The sequence below is a fragment of the Amycolatopsis vancoresmycina genome (assembly GCF_000716785.1).
Lineage (GTDB): Bacteria > Actinomycetota > Actinomycetes > Mycobacteriales > Pseudonocardiaceae > Amycolatopsis > Amycolatopsis vancoresmycina.
Genome location: NZ_JNYY01000006.1, coordinates 669,323 through 692,785 on the forward strand (window position 1 = coordinate 669,323; position 23,463 = coordinate 692,785).

The 23,463-nt window shown below is 71.0% G+C and carries 26 protein-coding genes; 17 read left to right on the forward strand and 9 right to left on the reverse strand.

The features are described 5' to 3' along the window. Positions 1-25 precede the first annotated feature (25 nt). From OO60_RS18200 to phoU, 3 genes are all read left to right on the forward strand, one after another. Positions 26-712 carry a GGDEF domain-containing protein gene (locus tag OO60_RS18200; RefSeq protein ID WP_003060109.1) on the forward strand — a complete coding sequence of 229 codons (687 nt, stop codon included), beginning with the start codon at positions 26-28 and terminating at the stop codon, positions 710-712. 1,187 nt (positions 713-1,899) lie between these two features. Beyond that, a complete protein-coding gene (locus OO60_RS18205; protein ID WP_003057005.1) occupies positions 1,900-3,333 on the forward strand; it encodes an LCP family protein in 1,434 nt (477 codons plus the stop codon). Positions 3,334-3,416: 83 nt separating this feature from the next. Further along, on the forward strand, positions 3,417-4,082 hold the full coding sequence (gene phoU, locus OO60_RS18210; RefSeq protein WP_003057003.1) for a phosphate signaling complex protein PhoU: 666 nt from the start codon (positions 3,417-3,419) through the stop codon (positions 4,080-4,082). Positions 4,083-4,209: 127 nt separating this feature from the next. Here phoU and pstB read toward each other — a convergent pair whose 3' ends face one another. From pstB to OO60_RS18240, 6 genes are all read right to left on the reverse strand, one after another. Beyond that, a complete protein-coding gene (gene pstB / locus OO60_RS18215; protein WP_003057001.1) occupies positions 4,210-4,986 on the reverse strand; it encodes a phosphate ABC transporter ATP-binding protein PstB in 777 nt (258 codons plus the stop codon). Between the two features lie 10 nt (positions 4,987-4,996). Further along, the gene (gene pstA / locus OO60_RS18220) at positions 4,997-5,914 is read right to left on the reverse strand and encodes a phosphate ABC transporter permease PstA (RefSeq protein WP_003056999.1); all 918 of its coding nucleotides are present in this window, start codon (positions 5,912-5,914) and stop codon (positions 4,997-4,999) included. Between the two features lie 2 nt (positions 5,915-5,916). Further along, positions 5,917-6,837, reverse strand: a complete 921-nt coding sequence (gene pstC / locus OO60_RS18225; protein ID WP_003056996.1) for a phosphate ABC transporter permease subunit PstC — start codon at positions 6,835-6,837, stop codon at positions 5,917-5,919. Between the two features lie 198 nt (positions 6,838-7,035). Beyond that, a complete protein-coding gene (gene pstS / locus OO60_RS18230) occupies positions 7,036-8,166 on the reverse strand; it encodes a phosphate ABC transporter substrate-binding protein PstS (protein WP_003056993.1) in 1,131 nt (376 codons plus the stop codon). Positions 8,167-8,391: 225 nt separating this feature from the next. Then, positions 8,392-9,291: a mycothiol synthase gene (gene mshD / locus OO60_RS18235; RefSeq protein ID WP_003056990.1), complete on the reverse strand. Its 900-nt coding sequence runs from the start codon at positions 9,289-9,291 to the stop codon at positions 8,392-8,394. A gap of 71 nt (positions 9,292-9,362) precedes the next feature. Further along, the gene (locus tag OO60_RS18240) at positions 9,363-10,106 is read right to left on the reverse strand and encodes a winged helix-turn-helix transcriptional regulator (RefSeq protein WP_033261759.1); all 744 of its coding nucleotides are present in this window, start codon (positions 10,104-10,106) and stop codon (positions 9,363-9,365) included. 152 nt (positions 10,107-10,258) lie between these two features. On the opposite strand from OO60_RS18240, the gene OO60_RS18245 reads away from it, so the two are divergent. The 9 genes from OO60_RS18245 (at position 10,259) to OO60_RS18285 (ending at position 16,286) form a co-directional block, all read left to right on the forward strand. Further along, the gene (locus tag OO60_RS18245; RefSeq protein ID WP_081655700.1) at positions 10,259-11,158 is read left to right on the forward strand and encodes an LmeA family phospholipid-binding protein; all 900 of its coding nucleotides are present in this window, start codon (positions 10,259-10,261) and stop codon (positions 11,156-11,158) included. 11 nt (positions 11,159-11,169) lie between these two features. Then, positions 11,170-11,595 (forward strand): TlpA family protein disulfide reductase, encoded by a 426-nt coding sequence (locus OO60_RS18250; RefSeq protein ID WP_033261760.1) that lies wholly within the window; start codon positions 11,170-11,172, stop codon positions 11,593-11,595. A gap of 265 nt (positions 11,596-11,860) precedes the next feature. Then, positions 11,861-12,292 carry a DUF4395 domain-containing protein gene (locus OO60_RS18255; protein ID WP_003056976.1) on the forward strand — a complete coding sequence of 144 codons (432 nt, stop codon included), beginning with the start codon at positions 11,861-11,863 and terminating at the stop codon, positions 12,290-12,292. A 31-nt stretch (positions 12,293-12,323) separates the two neighbouring features. After that, positions 12,324-13,160 (forward strand): sulfurtransferase, encoded by an 837-nt coding sequence (locus OO60_RS18260; protein WP_003056975.1) that lies wholly within the window; start codon positions 12,324-12,326, stop codon positions 13,158-13,160. Continuing rightward, positions 13,160-13,471, forward strand: coding sequence for a DUF1416 domain-containing protein (locus OO60_RS18265; RefSeq protein ID WP_003056973.1), 312 nt, complete (start codon positions 13,160-13,162; stop codon positions 13,469-13,471). The genes OO60_RS18260 and OO60_RS18265 overlap by 1 nt, the downstream gene beginning before the upstream one ends. A gap of 233 nt (positions 13,472-13,704) precedes the next feature. Beyond that, positions 13,705-14,319, forward strand: a complete 615-nt coding sequence (locus tag OO60_RS18270) for a heme-binding beta-barrel domain-containing protein (protein WP_003056968.1) — start codon at positions 13,705-13,707, stop codon at positions 14,317-14,319. Between the two features lie 4 nt (positions 14,320-14,323). Next, entirely contained in the window at positions 14,324-14,920 is a 597-nt protein-coding gene (locus OO60_RS18275) for a 5-oxoprolinase subunit B family protein (protein WP_003056967.1), read from the forward strand. A 5-nt stretch (positions 14,921-14,925) separates the two neighbouring features. After that, positions 14,926-15,762, forward strand: coding sequence for a 5-oxoprolinase subunit C family protein (locus OO60_RS18280; RefSeq protein ID WP_003056964.1), 837 nt, complete (start codon positions 14,926-14,928; stop codon positions 15,760-15,762). Positions 15,763-15,860: 98 nt separating this feature from the next. Further along, the gene (locus OO60_RS18285; RefSeq protein ID WP_003056959.1) at positions 15,861-16,286 is read left to right on the forward strand and encodes a hypothetical protein; all 426 of its coding nucleotides are present in this window, start codon (positions 15,861-15,863) and stop codon (positions 16,284-16,286) included. Here the strand turns inward: OO60_RS18285 and OO60_RS18290 are convergent. Further along, positions 16,265-17,113, reverse strand: coding sequence for an aminodeoxychorismate lyase (locus OO60_RS18290; RefSeq protein WP_003056956.1), 849 nt, complete (start codon positions 17,111-17,113; stop codon positions 16,265-16,267). The two genes, OO60_RS18285 and OO60_RS18290, sit on opposite strands and share 22 nt — an antisense overlap. A 31-nt stretch (positions 17,114-17,144) precedes the next feature. On the opposite strand from OO60_RS18290, the gene ygfZ reads away from it, so the two are divergent. The 3 genes from ygfZ to OO60_RS18305 are packed head-to-tail and all read left to right on the forward strand — an operon-like array spanning position 17,145 to position 19,814. Beyond that, positions 17,145-18,275 carry a CAF17-like 4Fe-4S cluster assembly/insertion protein YgfZ gene (ygfZ, locus tag OO60_RS18295; protein WP_003056953.1) on the forward strand — a complete coding sequence of 377 codons (1,131 nt, stop codon included), beginning with the start codon at positions 17,145-17,147 and terminating at the stop codon, positions 18,273-18,275. Between the two features lie 49 nt (positions 18,276-18,324). After that, positions 18,325-18,885, forward strand: coding sequence for an RsiG family protein (locus tag OO60_RS18300; protein ID WP_003056950.1), 561 nt, complete (start codon positions 18,325-18,327; stop codon positions 18,883-18,885). Next, positions 18,882-19,814, forward strand: coding sequence for an asparaginase (locus OO60_RS18305; RefSeq protein ID WP_003056947.1), 933 nt, complete (start codon positions 18,882-18,884; stop codon positions 19,812-19,814). Before OO60_RS18300 ends, OO60_RS18305 begins: the two co-directional genes overlap by 4 nt. 85 nt (positions 19,815-19,899) lie before the next feature. Here the strand turns inward: OO60_RS18305 and OO60_RS18310 are convergent, their stop codons facing one another. Then, complete coding sequence (locus OO60_RS18310) at positions 19,900-20,796, reverse strand: DUF8083 family protein (protein ID WP_003056944.1); 897 nt, start codon at positions 20,794-20,796, stop codon at positions 19,900-19,902. Between the two features lie 207 nt (positions 20,797-21,003). On the opposite strand from OO60_RS18310, the gene OO60_RS18315 reads away from it, so the two are divergent. Beyond that, entirely contained in the window at positions 21,004-21,198 is a 195-nt protein-coding gene (locus tag OO60_RS18315) for a DUF3073 domain-containing protein (protein WP_003056942.1), read from the forward strand. 123 nt (positions 21,199-21,321) lie between these two features. After that, entirely contained in the window at positions 21,322-22,176 is an 855-nt protein-coding gene (locus OO60_RS18320; protein ID WP_081655698.1) for a 3-hydroxybutyryl-CoA dehydrogenase, read from the forward strand. Here OO60_RS18320 and OO60_RS18325 read toward each other — a convergent pair. Next, positions 22,161-22,988, reverse strand: coding sequence for an ECF transporter S component family protein (locus tag OO60_RS18325; protein ID WP_003056937.1), 828 nt, complete (start codon positions 22,986-22,988; stop codon positions 22,161-22,163). The two genes, OO60_RS18320 and OO60_RS18325, sit on opposite strands and share 16 nt — an antisense overlap. Positions 22,989-23,463 lie beyond the last annotated feature (475 nt).

Genomic DNA, 23,463 nt, shown 5'->3' on the forward strand with positions numbered 1-23,463 from the left:
CCTCCACCGCGACGACAACCAAGGGGTGGTGGAGGTGGGCACAGCCGAGGGCGAAGGCGCGCTGAGCCGGGCGGCCGGCCCGCGGCCGCCGGACCTGCTCCGCGTGCACGAAGCCATCGCCGGCGTGCTGGCCACCCAGGGCGACTGGCGCCGCGCCTACCAGCACCTGCGGTCCGCGCTGGACATCGCCCGCGACGGCAGCCTCCGCGACGCGCTGACGTCGAGCTACAACCGCCGCTACCTCGACGAGCGGCTGTACGGACCGTTCACCGACCGTCCGCCGCTGGGGATCGCGCTGATCGATCTCGACCGGTTCAAGAGCGTCAACGACACGTACGGTCACCTCGTCGGCGACCGCGTTCTGCGCCGGGTCGCCGATCTGCTGCAGGAGGACCTGCCGCCGGACGGCTTCTGCGCCCGCTACGGCGGCGAGGAGTTCGTGCTGTGGCTGCCGGGCGTCGACGCCGGGGACGCGGTCCGGTTCGTCGAGGGTGCCCGGCTCCGCGTCGCGCGTCACCCCTGGTCAGAACTCCAGCCGGGGTTGCGGGTGACCATCAGCGCCGGCCTGGCGCACGCGGCACCGGGCGCCGGGACGGCGGAGCGCCAGCTGCGCAGCGCGGACACGCTGCTTTATGCGGCGAAACGCGCGGGCCGCAACAAAGTGGCCTATCACGACGCGCAAACGACACAGTTAATAACCCACTCTGAGTAACGCAAACAGGGCATTACTCCGGGCTGCCGACGCGGTGACTCACCCGTTTGTCGACGCGCACCGGCCGTTCGTCGACTCAAGGTGAAGAAAATTCCGGGAGGGTGTCGTCACGAACGGGGGGTATCCGTACGATAACGAAAACCGCCGGGGGAACGATCACCTCCTGCGGGGGAAGGCGGCCAAGTTCCAGCCCGCCCAGCGGACGCGCGAAAGGAGACCGAGTGCCGGACGAGCACGACAGCCCGGGAACCGGTCGCCGCACCGGCCGCCGCCGGTCGATGGAGGACCAGGGCGGGATCAGCGTCTCCGACGTCGTCGCCCGGACCACCGGCACCCGCCCGGTGCCGCCCCGCGAACAGCAGGACCGCCCCGACCAGCCCGGACGCCGGGTTCCGCCGGCTCACCCGCGCCCGGCGCAGGGCCCTGCCGAAGACCCAGTACCCACGGACGCGACGCGTCAATCACGCACCCCGCGCCCCCGCCAGCCGAGGCGCGCCACGACGGCGGCCCCCCAGCCGGAAGCGCCCCTCCAGCGCCGCCCCCCGGCGGCGAACCCGGGCCCCCAGCAGACGGCGGCGGCCCAGCAGCCCCCGCGCCGCCTCCGCCGCCCGGCCGGCGAGGCACCGGACGGACCCGCTCAGCGCCCGACGCCCGACAGCCCCCGCCCCAGGCGCGCAGCAGGCGAAGGGACGACGGCCCAGCGGCCGGCGGCCGACGGTCCCGCACCCCGCCGGACCGCACCTCGCCGTGCCGCGGGTGCCGCTGACGGGCCCGCCTCCGACGGCCCCGCACCTCGCCGCACCGCTGACGGGGCCGCCCCGCGTTCGGCTCCCGACGGCCCAGCCGTCCGCCGCACCGCGGCCGAGACGGCTGCCCAGCACCGCCCGGACGGCCCCGCGCCCCGCCGCGCAGCTGCGGAAACCCAGCGGCCCACCCCCGACAGCCCGGCACCTCGCCGAACGGCCGGCGCCGGCGCCGATGCGGCACCGCGCCGCACCGCCGAGCACCCCGCACCTCGCCGTCCCGCGGCCGCCGCCGAAGGGGCCGCCCCGCGTTCCGCCCCCGACGGCCCGCCCGCCCGCCGCGCTGCAAACGTGGTTGACCCGCAGCGCCCGGACGGCCCCGCGCCCCGCCGTGCCGCGGCAGCTGCGGAAGCTCAGCGGCCCAACCCCGACGGCCCGGCCGCCGTGCCGCCGCGGGCCGCGCTCGATCCGCTGACCATGACCGACGAGATGGAAGCGATCGACGAGGCGACCCAGTACCGCCGCAAGATCGACCACACCCTCGCCCGGTTCTCCGCCGCGCACGACGAGATGGAAGCCGAAGAAGCCAAGCGGCGGGAACGCCGGGAACGGCTCTCGCCCACCTCGCTCATCGAGAGCACCCGCACCGCCCTGCAGCGCGTCGTCGCGACCACCCCCTCGCCCGAAGAGGCGCAGGCCGAAGCCGAACAGACCCGGCTGCAGGAGAAGAAGCAGCTGAAGGTCGAACGCTCGGCGCGGTTCGGGCGGATCGCCGCCGCCGTGGTGGCCGGGCTCGTCTTCCTCGGTGTCGGTGGCGCCTGGGGCGCGCAGACCTACTTCGACGCGAAGTTCACCCAGGTCTCCGCGCTCGACGAGAACTCCGCCGACATCCAGGACGCCGACGCGCAGGCCAACGACGAGAACTTCCTGATGGTCGGCTCCGACACCCGCGACGGCGCGACAGACGAGGAAGGCGTCGGCACCGCCGACAGCAACCCCGGCGCGCGCAGCGACACCGTGATGGTGGCGCACATCCCGGCCGACCGGAAGCGGGTCGTCGTCACGTCGTTCCCGCGCGACCTCGAGATCGACCGGCCCGACTGCCAGCGCTGGGACCCGGCGCAGAACAAGACGACCGACCAGGTCTCGCCGCGGCAGAAGATCGCCAAGCTCAACACCGCGTACGCGGTGGGCGGGCCGGCGTGCGTGACCAAGGTGATCCAGCAGATCACCGGCCTGCGGATCAACCACTTCGTCGGCATCGACTTCAACGGCTTCAAGGAGATGGTCGACGCCGTGCACGGGGTCACCATCCACACCGACATCCCGATCGACGACGAGATCCTCGGCAAGGTCCTGATGCAGACCGGTGACGTGACGATCTCCGGCGACCAGGCGCTGAACTTCGTGCGCGCGCGGCACGTCAAGGCGGACGTGGCGAAGTCGGACTACGACCGGATCAAGCGGCAGCAGGAGTTCATCGGCGCGCTGCTGAAGAAGGTCATGTCGTCGGACGTCGTGCTCGACCCCGGCAAGCTCAGCGACTTCATCAGCGCCTTCGCGAAGGCCACCTTCGGCGACAACCTCGGCGTCAAGCAGATGATGACGCTGGCGCAGTCGATGAAGGGCCTGGACCCGTCGAAGATCACCTTCCTCACCGTCCCGACGGTCGGCATCGCCAACAGCCGCGGCAACGAGGTGCTCGTCGTCAGCAAGACGAAAGCCCTGTTCGAGGCGCTGCGCAACAACACCCCGCTGCCCGACCCGAACGCGCCGATCCCGCGCGCCGAGCAGGCCCCGCCGACCAGCACGTCGAAGCCGAAGAGCAGCGGCAGCTCCAAGCCGACCAGTACTCGCAAGAGCACCTCGACGGGCTGATCCGCGAGGATCGTTAGTCCGGGTTCACGTGCGGTTCACCCGGCGATGCGGTGTTTGGTCACGGTTGGCCGTAGGGTTGGGCCATGCGTGAGGCCTACCATGTCGAACTCGAACAGCTCGCCGACCACCTGGCCGGGATGTCGGTCCAGGTCGCCGACGCCATGGAGCGCGCCACGCGCGCCCTCCTGGAGGCCGACCTCAGTCTCGCCGAGCAGGTGATCAGCGACGACTCGAAGGTCGACGACGCCCGTGCCCAGTGCGAGGAGCAGGCGTACGCCCTGCTGGCCCTCCAGGCGCCGGTGGCGACCGATCTGCGCACGGTGCTCGCGGCGATCCACGCCGCCGAAAGCTTGGAGCGCATGGGCGACCTGGCGCTGCACGTCGCGAAGGCCGCGCGGCGCCGCCACCCGGAGCCGGTGCTGCCGGACGCGGTGCGGCCGTACTTCGCCGAGATGGGCGAGGTGGCGGTCAAGCTGGCCCGCCAGGTCGAGCAGGTCATCCACTCCAAGGACGTCGAAGCCGCGAAGACGATCGAGGCCGACGACGACCAGGTGGACGACATCCACCGGCACCTGTTCACGGTCCTGATGGACCGCGAGTGGCCGCACGGCGTGGCCGCGGCCGTCGACGTGACGCTGCTGGGCCGCTTCTACGAGCGCTACGCCGACCACGCGGTGTCGGTGGCGAAGCGGATGATCTTCGTGGTCACCGGCAAGATGCCGGGCTACGGCTCCGACGACGACATCTGAGCCCGACGACGAGAAAGCCCCCGGTCGCGGCCGGGGGCTTTCTCGTTACTCCACTTAGGACGAAACGAAAGGCCTTCCCCGCCGGCCCCGAGCGCCGGCGGGAAAGGCCTTTCGCGGCAACGGCAAATCAGCCGAAGCGACCGGAAATGTAGTCTTCCGTGGCCTTTTCGTCGGGGTTGGAGAAGATCTTCTCCGTGTCGTTCAGCTCCACCAGCCGGCCCGGCTGGCCGACGCCGGCGAGGTTGAAGAACGCCGTCTGGTCGGAAACCCGGGCCGCCTGCTGCATGTTGTGCGTGACGATGACGATCGTGTAGTCCTTCTTCAGCTCGCCGATCAGGTCCTCGATCGCCAGCGTGGAGATCGGGTCCAGGGCCGAGCACGGCTCGTCCATCAGCAGGACGTCCGGCTGGACCGCGATCGCCCGCGCGATGCACAGCCGCTGCTGCTGACCACCCGACAGCCCGCCGCCCGGCTTGTTGAGGCGGTCCTTGACCTCGTTCCACAGGTTCGCGCCGCGCAGGGCGCGCTCGGCGATCTCGTCGAGGGTCTTCTTGCCCTTGGTGCCACCCAGCTTCAGGCCCGCGACGACGTTGTCCTTGATGGACATCGTCGGGAACGGGTTGGGGCGCTGGAACACCATGCCGATCGTGCGGCGCACCTGGACCGGGTCGACCGCCGACGCGTAGATGTCCTCGCCGTCGAGCAGCACCTGGCCGTCCACGCGGGCGCCGGGGATCACTTCGTGCATGCGGTTGAGCGTGCGCAGCACCGTCGACTTGCCACAGCCCGAAGGGCCGATGAACGCGGTGACGTTGCGCGGCGGCACGGACAGGGTGACGCCGTCCACGGCGTGGAACTTGCCGTAGTAGATGTCGACGTCCTTGACATCGATTCGCTTGGCCATCAGGAACAGCTCACTTCTTCTTCGGGGCGACGAGGCGCGCGAACACGGTGGCGAGGAGGTTGACGATCGCGATGATGAGCACCAGGGTCAGTGCCGCGCCCCAGATCCGGTCGAAGCCGACCGAACCGGGCTCCATCGAGTTGGTGACGCGTTCGTTGTTCATCACCAGGGGCAGCGCGGCCTGCTCGCCGCTGAAGATGTCCCAGTTGACGTAGGCCGAGTAGCCGACGAGCACCAGCAGCGGCGCCGTCTCGCCCATCACGCGCGCGAGCGCCATCATGATGCCGCCGATGATGCCGGACAGCGCCGTCGGCAGCACGATCTTCATGATCGTCTTCCACTTCGGCACGCCCAGCGCGTAGGACGCCTCGCGCAGGTCGTCCGGGACGATCCGGAGCATCTCCTCCGACGACCGGACGACCACCGGGATCATCAGCAGCACCAGGGCCAGCGACACGGCGAAACCGCTGCGCGGCAGGCCGAGCGTGGTGATCCAGAGCGCGTAGATGAACAGCGCGGCGACGATGGACGGGACGCCGGAGAGGATGTCCACCATGAACGTGGTGACCTTGGCGAGCCGGCCACGGCCGTACTCCACCAGGTAGATCGCGACCAGCATGCCGATCGGGACCGCGATGATCGCGCAGACGAGCCCCTGCAGCAGGCTGCCGATGACCGCGTGCAGCACACCGCCGCCGACCTCGTCGGAGAGGACGTTGCCGAAGTCCTGGGTCCACCAGTTGCTGTACGGAAGCCGCTTGATGCCGTTCGCGATCACCGTGTAGAGCACCCACACCAGCGGGACGACGGCGACCAGGAACGACAGCCAGACCAGCGTGGTCGCGAGGCCGTTCTTGACCTTGCGACCGAGGCTGACCTGCTGGAACGCCGGGGTCGTGGCGGGGGCTTCGAGAGTCGGGGTGGACATGTTCAGTCCCCCTTCTTGGCGATGATGGACCGCGCGGCGAAGTTCACGACGAAGGTGAGCACGAACAGCACCAGGCCGGCCGCGATGTACGCACCGGCAGAGACCTCGTTGTTGAACTCGCTGTAGTTCGCGGCGATCTTCGAGGCGAACGTCGACCCGCCGTCGAAGAGGCTCCAGTCGAAGTTGCGGCCCTGCGGGATCAGCAGGATGACGGCCAAGGCGATCGTCTCGCCCAGCGCGCGGCCGAGGCCGAGCATGGACGCGCCGACGTACCCGGCCTTGCCGAACGGCAGGACCGTGGTGCGGATGACCTCCCACCGGGTGGCGCCGAGCGCCAGCGCGCCTTCGATGTGCGGGGTCGGCGTCCGCTCGAACACCTCGCGCGAGAGCGACGTGATGATCGGCAGGATCATCACGGCCAGCACGATGCCGGCGGTGAAGATCGTGCCGCGCACGCTCGGCGCGACGTTGCCGGGCGCCAGCAGCGGGAACCACGAGAACACGTCGTTGACCCACTTCGAGAACGGCTCGATCGCCGGGGCGAACACCAGGATGCCCCAGAGCCCGAAGATGATCGACGGCACCGCGGCGAGCAGGTCGACGACGTAGGCGAACGGCCGGGCCAGGCGCGGCGGCGCGTACTGCGTCAGGAACAGCGCGATGCCCAGCGAGACCGGCATCGCGATGATCAGCGCCACCAGCGACGTCGCCACCGTGACCTCGAGCAGGTCGAGGATGCCGAACGACATGTTCGCGGGGTCACTGGTCGACCAGCCGTGGTTGGTCAGGAAGTTGCCCTTGTTCGCCTTCAGCGCCGGGATCGCCTGGATGAGCAGGAAGAGCCCGATCAGGCCGATCAGGCCGACCACGAAGACGCCGGCCCCGGTGGTCAGGTTCTGGAAGATGCGGTCACCGGGCCGCACCTTCTTCGGTTTCTCTTTCGAGGGCGGCTCAGGCGTCGCCGTCGAGGCTGGTTGCTCCGAAATCGGATCCTCCGGGGGCGTGGTGGCGGACGACGAACGCCCACCGGGGTCGCCGGTGGGCGTTCGCGTCGAGCTTGACTCGCTCATCGACCTACTTCTAAGCCTGTATCAACTCGGGAGACGCTTCGCAAGACCCGGTCAGGAGATGGCCTTGATGGCGGCCAGCACCTTGGTCTGCAGCGACTGCGGGATCGGCACGTAGCCCTTCGCGGACAGCGGCTGCTGACCCTCGGTGGCCGACACGGTCAGGAACGCCTTGACGGCCTTCGCGACGTCCGGGTTCGAGTACTTCGAGCAGACGATCTCGTAGGTCGTCAGCAGCAGCGGGTACGCACCCGGGGTGTTGCTGCTGTAGATGCCGTTGAGGTCGAGCGCGAGGTCGTTCGTGCCCTCCTTGAGGAACTTGGCCGCGTCCAGGGACTTGGCCACGTTCGCCGCGTTGAGCTCGACACCGCCGGAGCCGCTGTCGATCAGGGCCGGGGTGATGCCGTCCTTGGCGAAGGCGCCCTCGACGTAGGTGATCGCGCCGTCGGCGGCCTTCACCGCGCTGGCGACACCGTTGGACTTCTCCGCGCCGTTGCCGACGCCGCCCTTGAACGCCTTGCCGTCACCCTGGGTCCAGGCGCCCTTGGAGGCGGCCTTCAGGTACTTCTGGAAGTTGTCCGTGGTGCCCGACTCGTCGGAGCGGGAGACGACCTGGATGGCCTTGTCCGGCAGGTTCAGGCTCTCGTTGCCCTTGACCGCCTTGATGGCCGGGTCGTTCCAGTTCTTGATGCCACCGTTGAAGATCTTGGCGATGACCTCGGGGGTGAGCACCAGCTTGTCCACGCCGGACAGCTTGTAGGCGACCGCGACCGGGCCGACCACGAGCGGGATGTTCCAGGCGTCGCTGCCGCAGCGGGTCTTGGCGGCGGCCGCGTCGGCGTCCTTGATCGGCGAGTCCGAGCCGCCGAAGTCGATCTGGTTGGCGTTGAACTGCTTGACGCCGGCACCCGAACCGCTCGGGTTGTAGTTGACCTTCTGGCCCGAGCACTTCTTGCCGTACTCCTGCGTGAAGATCTGGATGGCGTTGGCCTGCGCCGACGAGCCCTCCGCGGACAGCGGGCTCTTGCCGCCGCACTCCACGTCGGCGGTGCCGGTGGCAGCGGGCGCCGCGGCCGAGTTCGAGCTGCTGCTGTTGGTCGCCGCGGGGTCGGAACCACAGGCGGCGAGCACGAGGGCGGCGCTCGCGACGATGCCCACCGCGCTCAGGGGCCGCATGATCTTCACTGCTGTTTCCTCCATCAGGAGCTTGACCGGGTCGTCGCGGCGTGCTGCCGCGCCGGATCCGGACATTAGGCAGCCACGGTGGACGGGTGGCCCTCTCCAGATGAACGGAAAGTGAACAAGGCCGTCGGTGTGAGCAGTGCTACTAGTCCGAAAGAGTGCCGTGTCCGGCCCGTGACCTGGGCGTTCGCACACCGTGACGGACTGTTGGTGTGCCGTTTGTAACGGTCACCGTCCGTACTGGACGTCTGTCTCGTGGCGCGTGAAGCCGAGCTTGCCGTAGACCGCGAGCGCGGGGGCGTTGTCGCCCTCGACGTACAGGATGATCTGCCGCAGGCCGCGGCTCGCGAGGTACCGCAGCCCGGCGAGCGTGAGCGCCCGCCCGAGCCCCCCGCCCTGCGCGGCCGGGTCGACGCCGACGACGTAGACCTCGCCGACGCGCTCGCCGCCGAACCGGCCCGGCGTCGGCTCGTGCACCTTCGTCCAGTGGAAGCCGATGACCTCGCTGTTTTCCTCCGCGAGGAAGAAGCCGTCGGCGTCGAACCACGGCCGGGCTTCGTCGGCGCGGACGTCGTCGGCGGTCAGCGCGCCCTGCTCGGGGTGCCAGTCGAAGGCCCGCGCGTTGACCCGGACGACGGCGTCCTCGTCCTGGCCCGGGACGAACGTCCGCAGCGAGACGCCCTCGCGCAGGATCGGCTCCGGCCAGTCCGCGCCTTCGACGTCGACGTGCAGGATCAGCAGCTCGCGCTTGCGCTCGAGGCCGGTCTTCACCGCCAGCTTGCGCGCGGCCGGGTGGTCGCCGTGCGCCCAGACCCGGAAGCCGACCGCGGCTCGCTCGTCGAGCGCCTGAAGCAGCTTCGCGCCGTAGCCGCGGTCGCGGTGGGCGGGGTGCACGAACAGCTCGGCGACTTGGTGCCCGAAGGAGTCACCGGTCGTGTCGAGGTGGGCGTACCCGACGACTTCGTCCTCGACGCAGGCAACGAGGTGCTCACCGCCGTCGAACTCGCCGGGCAGCGGGCCCGCGGGCTCGACCTCGGGCCGCCCGTCGGCTTCCCGCACGGCCAGCAGCAGCCCGCGGACGTCCTCGAGCTGCTTCTCGTCCAGTTCCTGCCGCCACTCTCCGGTCACCCCTGCGACCGTACCCGCGCACGAGGCAACGCGATGCTTGTCGCCGCGTCCAGGTGAACGTGGGGACGACGTCAGTGCGCGAGTTCGGGGGTTTCGGCGGGTGCTTCGGCCGGGGCCGGCTGGCGGGGCACGCCGCCCTTGGCCGGCCGCTCGAACTTGTAGCCGACGTTGCGGACGGTCCCGATCATCTGCTCGTGCTCGGGGCCGAGCTTGGCGCGCAGCCGCCGCACGTGGACGTCTACCGTGCGCGTGCCGCCGAAGAAGTCGTAGCCCCAGACCTCCTGCAGCAGCTGGGCACGGGTGAACACCCGGCCGGCGTGCTGCGCGAGGTACTTGAGCAGCTCGAACTCCTTGTAGGTGAGTTCGAGGGTGCGCTTGCGCAGGCGCGCGGTGTAGGTCGCCTCGTCGATGACCAGCTCGCCGACCCGCAGCTCGGCGTCGACCTGCGCGGAACCGCCGTCGCGGGTGGTGACCAGCCGCAGCCGGGCGTCGACCTCGGCCGGGCCCGCGGTCGGCAGCAGGATGTCGTCGGTGCGCCACTCGGCGCTCACGGCGACGAGCCCGCCTTCGCCGACGACCGCGATGATCGGGGTGGCCGCCTCGTCCTCGCCGGTGCCCTTGAGCAGGCGGCAGAGGCTCTTCGCCGAGGCCAGGTCGCTGCGGGCGTCCAGGAGGATCACGTCCCGGTGACCCGCGTCGAGCAGGGCCGTCACCTCGGGAGCGCGGACGCGTACGGTGTGCGGCAGCAGGTCCAGCGCGGGCAGCACCGAGGTGGCGTCGGCCTCCGCAGTCAGTACCAGAAGGTCCAGGCTCATCAGCCGCACCGCCTTCTCGAGTCGTCGCCGCACAGCGGCGTTGGTCGGTGCTAAGTGAGAATAGCGGCTGAACGGCCGGGCACCTAACCCTTGCTGGATCGATCACACCTGGGGGAACCCGGGTGTCCCCGACGAACAGGAGTACGGACGCGATGGTGAGCAGGCCCGTGACCCGGGACGACCGACCCGCACCGAGGCCGGACGCACGACGCCGCGGCCGCCGCGCCCGGCGCTGGGTGATCGCCCTCGTCGTGCTGGTCCTGCTGCTGGTCGGCGCGGATTTCGGGGCCGCCGCCTACGCCGAGCACCTGATTTCGCAGAAGGCGCGCACCCAGCTGCAGCTGAGCGACGACCCGTCGGTCACGATCCACGGCTTCCCGTTTCTCACGCAGGCGCTCGGCGGTGACTACAATCACATCAGCGTGTCCGCCGCCGGCATCCCGGTCGCCGACAAGCTGCAGGACGTCGCGGTGAACGCCGAGCTCGAGGACGTCAAGGCGCCGCTGTCGGACATCACCAACGGCAACACGAAGGCGATCACCATCGGCAAGCTGACCGGCGCGGTCACGATCAAGGCCGCCGACCTGGCCCGCCTCTCCCCGCTGGACAAGATCAAGGACCTGCGGATCGAGCCGTCGACCACCGAGTACGTGCAGAACGGCGACAGCGGGCAGAGCGAGCCCACGCCGACCACGACGAAGACCACCGAGGGCCAGGCCGACCAGGACGAGTCCAGCACCGGTGTCCGCATTTCGGGACACCTTTCGTTCGCCGGCAAGGATCTGGAAATCTTCTGCTTCGCGATGATCGAGGCGGACGCGGCCAAGGGCACGATCAACTTCGTCCCCAAGCGCCTGCAGTTCGGGAACAACCAGGAGACCACCGTCGTCCCGCAGGCGGTGCAGAAGGTGCTGATGCCGAACTTCAACGCGTCGATCAGCACGAAGGACCTCCCGCTGTCGGTCACCCCGACCGGCGTGCGGGTGCAGAGCGGATCGGTGACGATCAAGGGCGAAGCCGCGAACGTGTCCTTCGCGGACCTGAGCAAGTAGGGAGCGGTGTGGTGACGGGGCTGTGGGTGCTCGTGGCGACGCTGGTGGCCGCGGTGGCCGCCGGCGCGCTGCTGCGCGTGCGCAACGGCCGCGTCCGGGCCGCCAAACCGGCGCGTGACCTGCCCGCCCCCGTCACCGACGTGCTCGACCCGGCGTCCGCCGTGACGCTGGTCCAGATCTCCACCACCTTCTGCGCGCCCTGCCGGCACGCGAAGGCCGTGCTCGCGCCGCTGGCCGAGCGGACCGACGGCCTGCACCACGTCGAACTCGACGTCACGAACTCCCCGGAGGTCGCGCAGTCGCTGTCCGTGCTGCGGACGCCGACCACGATCGCGCTGACCCCGGACGGCCGGGAGCTGCTGCGCGTCGGCGGCGTCCCCAAGGGCCCGGAACTCCTGGACGCCCTGCGGCCGCATCTCACGACTCGGACGTCTTGACCAGGATTTGTTCCGGATTCCGGGAATCGTCCCAAGGTATGAACGTGGTTCCCACCTTGAGAGAGCGCTGGGTACCCTCGCACCCGTGACCGGGCTGACCAGCTTCTTCTTGACGCAGCGGCGCGCAGTCGACCTCTGCCGCGTCCGCAGCAGCCTGTGTCGCGTTCAGTCCGACCGGCACTGAACTCCCGATCCGGTCCCCGCCAGCCCTGATGCCGCTGACGCGTGCCGTTCGCACGCACCCTTTGCTCCAGCTGGAGGCACCATGTCCGCCGGACCGGCCGTCGACCCGCGAGGCCCGCGGTTCGCCGCCATCCTGACCACGATCGTGCTCGCGGTCGTGCTGGTCACCGAGTGGTGGCCGCTGCTGGCGGCCCAGACCGTCGTCTTCGCGATCGGCGCGTTCGCCGGCTTGAAGCCGGCGCCGTACTCGATCGTCTACCGCGCGCTGGTGGCCCCGCGCCTCGGCCCGACCGACGAGCGGGAGGACGCGGCGCCGCTGCGGTTCGCCCAGGCCGTCGGGTTCGTGTTCGCCCTGGTCGGCACCATCGGCTTCGCCGCGGGGATCACCCCGCTCGGCATCGTCGCGACGGCGTTCGCGCTGTTCGCGGCCTTCCTCAACGCGGCCTTCGACTTCTGCCTTGGCTGCGAAATGTTCTTGCTCATCAAACGCTTCACCCCCGCCCGCGCGTCCTAGAAGTCCAACCCCAGAAAGAGAGTTCCGTTCCATGAGCCGTGAAGACGTCCTGGTCACCACCCAGTGGGCCGAGGAGAACCTGGACACCCCCGGCGTCGTGTTCGCCGAGGTCGACGAGGACACCACCGCCTACGACGCCGGCCACATCCGGGGCGCGGTGAAGTTCGACTGGCGGAAGGACCTGCAGGACGGGGTGCGCCGCGACTTCGTCTCCAAGGAGGGCTTCGAGAAGCTCCTCTCGGAGAAGGGCATCTCCAACGACGACCTGGTGATCCTCTACGGCGGCAACAACAACTGGTTCGCCGCGTACGCGTACTGGTACTTCAAGCTGTACGGCCACGACAAGGTCAAGCTGCTCGACGGCGGCCGCAAGAAGTGGGAGCTCGACGGCCGCGAGCTGAACTCCGACGAGGTCAAGCGCGACACCACCGACTACCAGGCGCAGGACCAGGACCTCTCGCTGCGTGCGTTCCGCGACGAGGTCGTCCAGTCGATCGGGTCGAAGAACTTCGTCGACGTGCGCTCGCCCGACGAGTTCTCCGGCAAGCTGCTCGCCCCGGCGCACCTGCCGCAGGAGCAGTCCCAGGTTCCCGGCCACATCCCCGGCGCGCTGAACGTGCCGTGGGCGAAGGTCGCCAACGAGGACGGCACCTTCAAGACCGAGGAAGAGATCAAGGAGCTGTACAAGGACGAGGGCATCGACGAGGGCAAGGGCACCATCGCCTACTGCCGCATCGGCGAGCGTTCCTCGATCGCGTGGTTCGCGCTCCACGAGCTGCTGGGCTACGAGGACGTGAAGAACTACGACGGTTCATGGACGGAATACGGCTCGCTCGTCGGCGTGCCGGTCGAGTTGGGAGCCAAGTGATGGCGGTTGACGACAGCTGCGGCGCACCGGTCCAGGAGGCCACGCCGGCGGACTACGACACGCGCGGGCAGGTCGTGCTCGCCGGCAAGGTGACCGGCGCGGACGGGCCGGTCGGCGGCGCGTTCGTCCGGCTGCTGGACGGCGGCGGCGACTTCACCGGCGAGGTCGTCTCGTCGGCCGACGGCGACTTCCGCTTCTACGCGGCGCCGGGCGAGTGGACGGTCCGCGCCCTGCACCGCACCGGCAACGGCGAGGCTTCGGTCACGGCCGAGGGCCCCGGCCTGCACCAGCTCGCCATCTCCGTCGGCTGAGTCCCGCTTCCCCGCGAGGGCCTTCCTGCTCCGGCAGGGAGGCCCTCGCGGCGTTTCCGGGCGGGTGACTGTGCTCACCGCGGCGACCCTGCGCGGGGCCTTCCCGGGACTGGCGGACTAAGCTGCCAGCCGTGGAAGCTCTGTTTACGACCTTGCTGGTCCTCGCGGGCGTGGCCATCACCTGGTTCGCCGTGTACGTCGTCTACCGGCTGTACGCGGACCAGCGCTGACCCATGACCGCCAGCGGCGACGAAGCCATCGCGGCAGCGGAGAAGCGCGCGGAGAGCACCCGCGCGCGCAACCTCCCGCTGTGGGACGACCTGCCCATCCCCAACGACACCGCGAACCTGCGTGAGGGGCCGAACCTCAACGACGCCTGCCTCGCGCTGCTGCCGCTCGTCGGCGTCTGGCGCGGTGAGGGCGAGGTCGATTACCCGACCATCGACGGCCCCCGCAAGTTCGCGCAGCAGCTGACCATCTCGCACGACGGCCGGCCGTTCCTGATCCACGAGTCGCGGTCCTGGCTGCTCGACGACGACGGCAACGTCATCCGGCCCGCCGCCCGCGAGTCCGGGTTCTGGCGGCCGCAGGAAGACGACACGATCGAGCTGCTGCTCACGCACAACACCGGCATCGTCGAGCTGTACTACGGCAAGCCGCGCAACCAGACGTCGTGGGAGCTCGGCACGGACGCGGTGATCCGCACGGCCACGGCCAAGGACGTCACCGCGGCCCAGCGCCTGTACGGCCTGGTCGAAGGCTCCCTCGGCTACGTCGAGGAGCGCGCGATGGTGGGCCAGGAGATGCAGCCGCACACCTCGGCCCTGCTGCAGCGCGTCGTCGGCTGACACCGTGCGCTGGCGGCGGTGCGGCGAGGACGCCGCCCTGCTCGACTGCGAGTCGCTCGATGAGATGCGAGCCGCCCACGCGACCGTGCTCGCCGCCCGTCCGGCCGGGGTCGTCGACCTCGTGCCGGGCGCGCGCAGCCTGCTCGTCGTCGGCGGCGTGGCGGCGGTGCGGGCCCTGCTCGAAGACGCCGACCTCGCGCATCCGCCCGCGGCCGAGCCGCGCGAAGTCACCCTCGACGTCCGCTACGACGGCGAAGACCTTTCCCTGATCGCCGCCGACGCCGGGATTTCGCCCGACGCCGTCGTCTCGCTGCACACCGAGGCCGTCTACACGGTCGCGTTCACCGGCTTCGCCCCCGGTTTCGGCTACCTGACCGGGCTTCCCGCTCCGCTCCGGCAGCCGCGCCTGGAGACCCCGCGGACCCGCGTCCCGGCCGGCTCGGTGGGCCTGGCCGGCGAGTTCACCGGCGTCTACCCGCGCGAGTCACCGGGCGGCTGGCGGCTGCTCGGGCACACGTCGGCGACGCTGTTCGACCCGCACGCGGACCCGCCCGCGCTGTTCGCGCCCGGCGACCGCGTCCGCTTCCGGAGCGTGCGGTGAGGAGCATGGAGGTCCTCGACCCCGGGCGGTACGCGCTGGTCCAGGACCTCGGCCGGCCCGGGTACGCCCACCTGGGCGTCGCGCCTTCGGGGGCGCTCGACACGGCGTCGCTGCGGCTGGCGAACCGGCTCACCGGCAACCCCGAGGCCGCCGCCGGGATCGAAGCCCTGCTCGGCGGGCTCGCCGTGCGGTTCACGTCCGCCGTGACGGCGGCGGTCACCGGCCCGGTGGTCGACGTCCGCGTCGACGGACGGCCCGCCGGCTCCCACGCGCCGCTGCCGGTCCGCGCGGGGCAGACGCTGACGCTGGGCACGCCGGCCACGGGCCTGCGCTGCTACCTGGCCGTCTCCGGCGGGATCGCGGTGGAACCGGTGCTGGGCAGCCGGTCACGGGACATCCTGTCGGGCATCGGGCCGCCGCCGTTGCGCGCCGGAGACGTCCTCCCGCTCGGCGACCCCGGGGTCCCCGCGGGCGCGGACGTCGTCGTGGGGGTCGCGGCGCCGGACGAGCTCGTGGTGCCCGTGACGCTCGGCCCGCGTGAGGACTGGTTCGACGACCCGGCCGGCGGGCTCGCGGCGGGCTGGACGGTCACGGCCGAGTCGAACCGCGTCGGCCTGCGCCTGGCCGGGACGCCGCTGCGGCGGGCCGTCGAAGGCGAGCTGCCCAGCGAAGGCGTCGTCACCGGCGCGATCCAGGTGCCTCCGAGCGGGCTGCCGGTGGTGTTCCTCGCCGACCACCCGACCACCGGCGGCTACCCGGTCGCCGCCGTCGTCAAGGCGGCCGCGCTGGGCGCCCTCGCGCAGGCGCGGCCGGGCACCCGAATCCGGTTCCGGCCTTCCTGAGCAAGCCGTACCGCCACGCGGGTGAGACCCGGATCACGCCGTGCACCCGTCCGGGTAGGGGTCGGAACCATGTCGCGCCGCCGCCCGTCCTGATAAGCGTGGAACAGGTGACGATCAGCGGTGGCACGGGTTTCCTCGACGTGAACGCGCGAGCGCGGGCGGAGCTGCCGCAGTCGCTGCGGATCGCGCTGGCCACCGGGCAGCTGCGCCGCCCCCTGGCGACCACCCTCGGCCCGGTCCTCGACCTGCTCGTCGACGGCGACTACCACGTGAGCGGCCCGGAACGGCTGCCGGACGGCCAGGAGCTCACGCCGACCGACGCCTGGCCGCCGTCGGACGAAGCCCGCGTCGGCTACTACCGGACGGCCATCCGCTCCGGGCACCGGCCGGTCGCGGTGGTGCTGGCCGACGGCGAACGCGAGCTGATCATCGACGGCCACCACAAGATCGCGGCCTACCGCGCCGAAGAGGTCGCCCCGGCCGTCGTCCGGATCACCCAGGGTCAGGCGTATTCGCCTTCGTAGGCCGCGACGAGCTCGGCGTACACCGCGGCCGAATCGGGCAGCCGCTCGCCGTCCAGCGTGTGCACCCGGGTCAGCTTGCGGACGCTGGAGGCCATGAACACGCCGTCGCCCTCGACGAGGTCGCGCACGGTCAGCGGCTCGACCTTGACCGCCCAGCCCGCCTTCTCGGCGCCGCGGAACAGCGCGGCCTGGGTGGTGCCCGGCAGGATCCCGATGCTCGACGGCGGCGTGTAGAGCGTCCGCCCCTTCGCGAGCACCACGGTCGACGTCGGGCCCTCGAAGATCGATCCGTCGGCCGCGGTGAAAATCACATCATCGGCTTGCTGACGCGCCGCTTCCCGCACCGCGGCCATGTTCATCGCGTAGGACAGCGGCTTCGCGCCGAGCAGCAGCCAAGGCGCGCGCTCGGCGAGGTCCGGCGGGAAACCACGTTCGAGGGTGATCGCGGCGACGCCCTCGGCGCGCGCCTTGAGGATCGACGGCGAGACCTCCGAACCGAGCGCGAAACCGGTCGGCACCGCGGCCGGGTCGCCGTCGGACCCCCTGGTGTACACCAGTTTCAGCACCATTTCCGGCCCGCCGGTCCACCGTTCGAGGACGACCGAAACGACCCGTTCCCAGGCGGCGAGGTCGGGCTCGGGCAGGTCGAGCATGGCGGCCGAGCGGGCCAGCCGCTCGAGGTGCGGCCGCAGTTCCCGGGGCCGGCCGCCGACGACGAGGATCGTCTCGAAGACGCCGTCGCCGCGCATCAGCCCGAGGTCGTCGACCTTGATCTGGGCCACATCGGGGTCGGCCGGGGTTCCGTCGAGGAAGACGAGCACGCGCATGGGCACACGGTACTCACCTAGGCTGGGCGGTATGCCGTACCGCTCGCCGCTGCTGGACGTGCCCGGATCGATCCCTCCTCCTGACGACCACCCCGAAGCCGGCGTCCCCTGGCACTGGGGAGACCCCTTCGCGGAGCAGCGCACGGCCTCGCGCAGCGTGGTCGTGATCGACCGCTCGCACCGCGAGTTCCTCGCCGTCAGCGGCGAAGAACGGCTGTCGTGGCTGCACCTGGTCATCTCGCAGCACGTGACCGGGCTCGCCGAGGGGTCCGGCACCGAAGCGCTGGTCCTGGACAGCCAGGGCCGCGTCGAGACGCACATGGTGGTGGCGCACCTCGACGGCACGGTCTACCTCGACACGGACCCGGCCCCCCGCGTCACCAGCGCGCTGCCCAAGGGCGGTCCCCAGACGCTGCACGAGTACCTCGAAGCGATGAAGTTCTGGTCCAAGGTGGACATCCGGGACGCGACCGGCGAGCTCGCGTTGCTGACGGTGCTGGGCCCGGACGCCGAGCGCGTCCTGAGCGCGGTCGGCGCCGAGGTCGGCCCGGAGCCGTACGCGGTCGCGGCGCTGCCCGGTGGCGGTTTCGTGCGGCGGATGCCCTGGCCGGGCCGGTTCAGCGTGGACCTGGCGGTGCCACGCGCCGCGCTGGCGGAGTGGTGGAAGCGGCTCACCGACGCGGGCGCGCGGGCGGCGGGCAGCTGGGTGTTCGACGCGCTGCGCGTCGAGTCGGTGCGGCCGCGGGTGGGGATCGACACCGACGAGCGCACGATCCCGCACGAAGCCGGCTGGGTCGGTTCGGCCGCGCACGTCGCGAAGGGCTGCTACCGCGGCCAGGAAACGGTGTCGAAGGTCCACAACGTGGGACGCCCGCCGCGGAACCTGCTCCTGCTGCACCTCGACGGCTCGCCGGAGATCACCCCGGAGACCGGCGACCCGGTCCTGCTCGACGGACGGCCGGTCGGCCGCATCGGCACGGTGATCCAGCACCACGAGCTCGGCCCGATCGCGTTGGCGCTGGTCAAGCGGTCGACACCGGTGGGCGCGGAGCTGCTGGCGGGCTCGGAGGACAACCTCGTCCAGGCGGCCATCGACCCCGATTCGGTGCCGTCCGAGCAGCCCGCACCCGGCCGTGCGGCAGCGGCGCAACTCCGTGGCTGAACGAAAGGCCCTGACAGCGAGATCACGCTCAACCGGGATAAACTGCGCTGTGATCGAAGTGCGGCCCGGCGGCAGGCGGCGGATCGACCGCGTGCTCGGCCCGGGGTACCTCAGCGGCCTGGGTGAACTGCCGCTGAAGGTGCTGCGCGAGCGGCGCGACGAAGCCGCGCAGGAAGAGACTGACCTGTCCTACCTGCGCCGTCTCCTGCACGCCCGGATCGACATCGTGCGCGCAGAGCAGGCCCGGCGCAGCTCGGGCGGCGAAGCGAGCATCGTCGACCAGCTGGCCACGATCCTGGCGGACAACGCACTGGGCCCGGCGGCGGGTTCGGGCCGTCACCAGCAGCTGGAGCCGTCCCGCGCGGGCGAGCACCGCAGGCACGCGGAGGCGCTGATCGGCGACACGGACCTGACCGACGTCGGGTCCCTGTCGGACGAGAAGCTGGCATCCGCATTGGACACGTACGCGAGCGAAGAGCTGTCGGTGTCGTCGTTCCGCCGCGAAGTCCAGGGCGTGATGGACACGTTGAACGCGGAGATCGCGAAGCGCTACCAGCAGGGTTCGGCCACAGTGGACGAGCTGCTGGAGAACGAAGGCCGCACGGAGTGACGAACCCGGTACTCGCCGAAGTGGTGCGATCGGGTTTCGTCGAGAGCGTCCACCGAGGCGCGCTGGTGGTGACCGGCCCGGAAGGCGCCGTCCGCCTGGCCCTGGGCGACGTGGTGTCCCCGGTGTACCCGCGGTCGTCGAACAAGCCGCTGCAGGCGGTCGGGATGTTGCGCGCGGGCCTGGACTTCACGGGCGAGGACCTGGCCCTGGCGTGCGCCTCCCATTCGGGCGAGCCGGGCCACGTCAAGCGGGTCCTGGAGCTCCTGTCGGCGGCCGGCCTGCGCGAGGAAGACCTGGCGTGCCCACCGGACTTCCCGCTGCACGTACCGAGCATGCGCGACGCGGCCGAGCCCCGCCGCGTGACGATGAACTGCTCGGGCAAGCACACGGCAATGCTGACGACGTGCATCCGGGCGGGCTGGCCGACATCGGGGTACGAGTCGCCGGACCACCCGCTGCAGCAGGCGCTGGCTTCGGCCGTGGCCTCGCTGACCGGCGAGCCGATCGCCCACACGGGTGTCGACGGATGCGGCGCACCGCTGTTCGCGTTTTCTTTGACGGGCCTGGCCCGCGCGTTCGGCCGGATCGCGAGTGCCACGGACGGCCCGGCGTTCGCGGTGGCCTCGGCGATGCGGGAGCACCCGTGGCTGGTGGCGGGAACCGGACGCGAGGACACGGCGCTGATGTCCGCTGTGGAGGGTCTGATCGCGAAGGCGGGCGCGGAGGGGGTCCAGGCGTTCGCGTTGCCGGACGGGTTCGCGGTGGCGATCAAGATGGACGACGGCGCGAAGCGGGCCTGCGCACCGCTGGCGGTGGAGGCGCTGCGGTACCTGGGTGCGGACGTGTCGGGGCTGGCAGAGCTGGCAGCACCGGAGGTACTCGGCGGCGGACGGGCGGTTGGCGAGATCCGGGTGCCGCAGCTGCGGTGATCACGGCGTGACTGAGCAGCCCCCGTTTTCCACGCTACCGGCAGGCACCGACAGTTCCGGGCCGGGAAGCAGCTGAGCCGGTTAGCTAGTTGGCGCGTTCGCGGGCGGCCACGTCGCCCCAGAACTCGCGCAGGTCCGAGAACAGCTCGGCCAGCTCCTCGACGTTGCCCGAGCGCAAGGCGTCCAGGATGTCGTGGACCTCGTCGGCCGTGTTGTCGGCCTCCAGGACGGGGTCGGCGAACAGCTGCACCAGGCCGCCGTAGTCGAGTTCGACCACCGAGTCCGCGTCGAAGTTGTCCAGCCAGCGGCGCGTCTCGAACAGCACGCGGCCCGGGCCGGAGTCGCCGAAGGTCTGCTCCAGGAGCTCGCCGGCTTCGCGGGCCCGGTGCTGCGCGTCGGCGAGGGTCGCGCGCCAGGACAGCTCGCGGCGGGGGTCGTCGCGGCCGTTGCCGAGGACCAGTTTGCGCTCGTCCGGCTCGACCAGCACGAACCACGGCAGCGGGACCGTCCACGTCGTCGACAACGTGTGCGCCGCCGACGTGCTGAGGTCCGCCATCGCCGACTTCGTGCGGCCGCGGATCGTCTCCTGGGTGAAGCCGCCCTCGTCGAGGACGACGTTCTTCAGCGCCGGGTGCGCGTCGCCGAGGAAGGTGACCAACGCCGCCGCCGAGCGGGCCCGCAGCTCCAGCGGGCAGACGAACGGGCCGTGCTCCGCTTTGCCGCCCGGCACGTCGGCGGCGTCGAGCACCAGGACGTCGGTCAGCAGGCTGGGCGCCGGACGGCCGTCCGCGAGCTCGGCGGGCAACAGCCGCCGCGGGGCGGCCACCTGTGACTTGAGCCACATGGCCTGCTCTCGTGCTCCCGCGTCCGTCCGGCTCAGCTTGGCCGCCGCCACGGCCGCACGCAGCCGCTCGTCCGGCGGATCGCCCAGGGCGAGCAGGGGTTCGTACACCCGCAGGTAAGCCACGAAGGGACGGAGCACGGGTAGATCGTGGCACGTCTACCTGCGCCGATCGTCACCGACCGGCCGGTAACCGGTGTCCGGCGAACACTGTCGCGACCGGCACACCGTGCCACGTCGCATCGAACCCCCCGGACACGGTACGGTGTGAGCAGGAAAGAATTGTCGAGACGATGCGGGGCCGCCGATTCCCCCGGCCGCCCCGCCCCTGTGCGAGGGGGTCGAGCCATGGGGCGCGGCCGGGCTAAGGCCAAGCAGACGAAGGTGGCGCGTGAGCTCAAGTACAGCTCGCACGAGACCGACTTCGATGCTTTGCAGCGCGAGCTGTCGAGTAACTCCTCCAGTGACAACCACCACGAGGACCCTGCCGACAGCCGGTATGAAGACCCGTACGACGACGGGTACGACGAGTACCGTCGTTGAGCACGCGTAAACGCGCGAGGGCGGCGCCGGGCGACATCCGGCTACCGCCCTCGCGCGTCGCGTGCTGCCCACATTCGTGTCAAACAGGCGCGCGGGGCTGCGAAGCGATGAAGGAGTGAGCCGATGGTGAGTCGGGTTGGAGTCGTCGGGGCGGGCCTCATGGGGTCCGGCATCGCCGAGGTGCACGCGCGGGCCGGGTTGGACGTCGTGGTCACCGAGGTGAACCAGCCGGCGCTCGACGCGGGCCGCGCCCGCATCGAGAAGTCGCTGCAACGCGGCGTCAAGAGCGGCAAGCTCTCCCCCGAGGAAGCCGAGAAGGCCCTCGGCGGCCTCCGGTTCACCACGGACATCGCCGAGTTCGCCGACCGCGAACTGGTCATCGAGGCGATCCTCGAGCAGGAGCAGGCGAAGGTCGACGTCTTCCGCCAGCTGGACAAGATCATCGAGAACGAGGACGCGCTGTTCGCGTCCAACACGTCGTCGATCCCGATCATGAAGCTGGGCATGGCGACGAGCCGGCCGCAGCAGGTGGTCGGCATCCACTTCTTCAACCCGGTGCCGGTGCTGCCGCTGGTGGAGCTGGTGCCCTCGCTGCTGACCAGCGAGGAGACGGCCCGCCGCGCGGAGGAGCACGCGACGACGGCCCTGGGCAAGACCGTGATCCGCTCGCAGGACCGCGCCGGGTTCATCGTGAACTCGCTCCTGGTGCCGTACCTGTTGTCGGCGATCCGGATGATCGAGTCGGGCTTCGCCTCGGCCGAGGACATCGACCGCGGCATGGAGCTGGGCACCGCCCACCCGATGGGCCCGCTGCGGCTGTCCGACCTGATCGGCCTGGACACCATCAAGGCCATCGCGGACTCGATGTACGCGGAGTTCAAGGAGCCGCTGTACTCGTCCCCGCCGTTGCTGCTGCGCATGGTCGACGCGGGCCTCCTGGGCAAGAAGACCGGCCGCGGCTTCTATTCGTACGGCTGACCGAAGCTGACGGGCGCGCCGAAGGCGGCGCGCCTGGCAGCCCGGCGCAGGACGGCGAGGATGGCCGGCCCCAGCAGGACGATGGCCACGGCGTTGGTGACGGCGCGCCCGGTGTCCCAGCCGAGGGTCGACGTCAGCACGGTGTAGAGGGCGAACCGGTGCAGGTTGTCGAGCAGCGGCGCCCCGGGCACGAAGCCGAGCTGGGTGGAGTCCCCGGCGAGGAACGGCCACGTCCACAGGCTCATGAGCAGCCCGAAGAAGTACGCGGCGAAGACGCCGTAGCCGACGAGCATGGCGACCTCCGCTCGGCCGCGCGGTGTGCGCGGAAGCAGCCCGGCCCCAAGCCCGATCAGCGACGACGCAAGCATCTGGAACGGCAGCCACGGTCCCACTCCGGCGGTGAGCAGCGCGCTGGTGAACAGCGACGTGGAGCCGAGCACGAACCCGAAGCCGGGCCCGAAGACCCGCCCGGCGAGCACGAGCAGGAAGAACACCAGCTCGATGCCCCCGGTGCCGGCACTGAGCGGCCGAAGCCCGGCATTGACGGCCGAGAGCACCCCGAGCAGCGCGAGCGCCTTGGCGTCGATGCCACCCCGGGAGAGTTCGGCGAGGACGACGAGGATCAGCACGGGCAGGGTCGCCATGAAGACGAACGGCGCATCGGCGGCATGCGCGACGGCGCCGGCGCGTGGGTGCGCGAAGAGCGGCCAGCAGAACATGGCGAGGCCGAGCAGGCTGGCGACGGCGAGCACCAGCGCGGGCCGCGGAGTCAGGCGGATGGCGCGGGGCGGTGGGCCGAGGAAGTCAGTCATGCCGAGGTTTCCGTGGAGGTGCGCCCGGGTGGGTACGCGGAGGCTTTGAGGCAGCGGCTGGCGAGTGCCCGGGTTCCTGGCGGGTAAAGCGGCACGTCGGGGCCTGCCGGTTTCCGGGCTTTCAGGCATTCGAGGCTGCTCAACCCCGCCTGCCAGCGCCGACTCGCCTGACCGCGCGGGCGTCGGCCGCCGGTGCCAGCCCACCAAGCACCCTTCCAGCGCCGAGCACCCGGACCACGCCGGCGCCCGCCAGTGCGGGGGTTGCCGAGGAGCCGCGGCCGCGCAGTAGCCCCAGCCGGGCTGGCCCTCCGCGCGCGACCGCACGCGAGCGCTGCCTGGGCCAGTCCGCCGGTCCCCGAAACCGCGCCGCCGCCTGCGGGGCTGGGTGGCTGCAGGACGGCGCCGGGCGAATCGGTGGCCGGGCGCATTCGGTTCCTTCGGCCCCCGCCCCCGCCCCCCACCCCCTCCCCTCCTC

Bases quoted from the DNA above. Each gene is read 5' to 3' on its own strand.
- phoU (WP_003057003.1), top strand. From the start codon at position 3,417: ATGCGTGAGGCCTACCATGTCGAACTCGAACAGCTCGCCGACCACCTG.
- pstB (WP_003057001.1), bottom strand. From the start codon at position 4,986: ATGGCCAAGCGAATCGATGTCAAGGACGTCGACATCTACTACGGCAAG.
- pstA (WP_003056999.1), bottom strand. From the start codon at position 5,914: ATGTCCACCCCGACTCTCGAAGCCCCCGCCACGACCCCGGCGTTCCAG.
- OO60_RS18240 (WP_033261759.1), bottom strand. From the start codon at position 10,106: ATGAGCCTGGACCTTCTGGTACTGACTGCGGAGGCCGACGCCACCTCG.
- OO60_RS18245 (WP_081655700.1), top strand. From the start codon at position 10,259: ATGGTGAGCAGGCCCGTGACCCGGGACGACCGACCCGCACCGAGGCCG.
- OO60_RS18255 (WP_003056976.1), top strand. From the start codon at position 11,861: ATGTCCGCCGGACCGGCCGTCGACCCGCGAGGCCCGCGGTTCGCCGCC.
- OO60_RS18260 (WP_003056975.1), top strand. From the start codon at position 12,324: ATGAGCCGTGAAGACGTCCTGGTCACCACCCAGTGGGCCGAGGAGAAC.
- OO60_RS18265 (WP_003056973.1), top strand. From the start codon at position 13,160: ATGGCGGTTGACGACAGCTGCGGCGCACCGGTCCAGGAGGCCACGCCG.
- OO60_RS18270 (WP_003056968.1), top strand. From the start codon at position 13,705: ATGACCGCCAGCGGCGACGAAGCCATCGCGGCAGCGGAGAAGCGCGCG.
- OO60_RS18280 (WP_003056964.1), top strand. From the start codon at position 14,926: ATGGAGGTCCTCGACCCCGGGCGGTACGCGCTGGTCCAGGACCTCGGC.
- OO60_RS18290 (WP_003056956.1), bottom strand. From the start codon at position 17,113: ATGCGCGTGCTCGTCTTCCTCGACGGAACCCCGGCCGACCCCGATGTG.
- ygfZ (WP_003056953.1), top strand. From the start codon at position 17,145: ATGCCGTACCGCTCGCCGCTGCTGGACGTGCCCGGATCGATCCCTCCT.
- OO60_RS18315 (WP_003056942.1), top strand. From the start codon at position 21,004: ATGGGGCGCGGCCGGGCTAAGGCCAAGCAGACGAAGGTGGCGCGTGAG.
- OO60_RS18320 (WP_081655698.1), top strand. From the start codon at position 21,322: ATGGTGAGTCGGGTTGGAGTCGTCGGGGCGGGCCTCATGGGGTCCGGC.
- OO60_RS18325 (WP_003056937.1), bottom strand. From the start codon at position 22,988: ATGACTGACTTCCTCGGCCCACCGCCCCGCGCCATCCGCCTGACTCCG.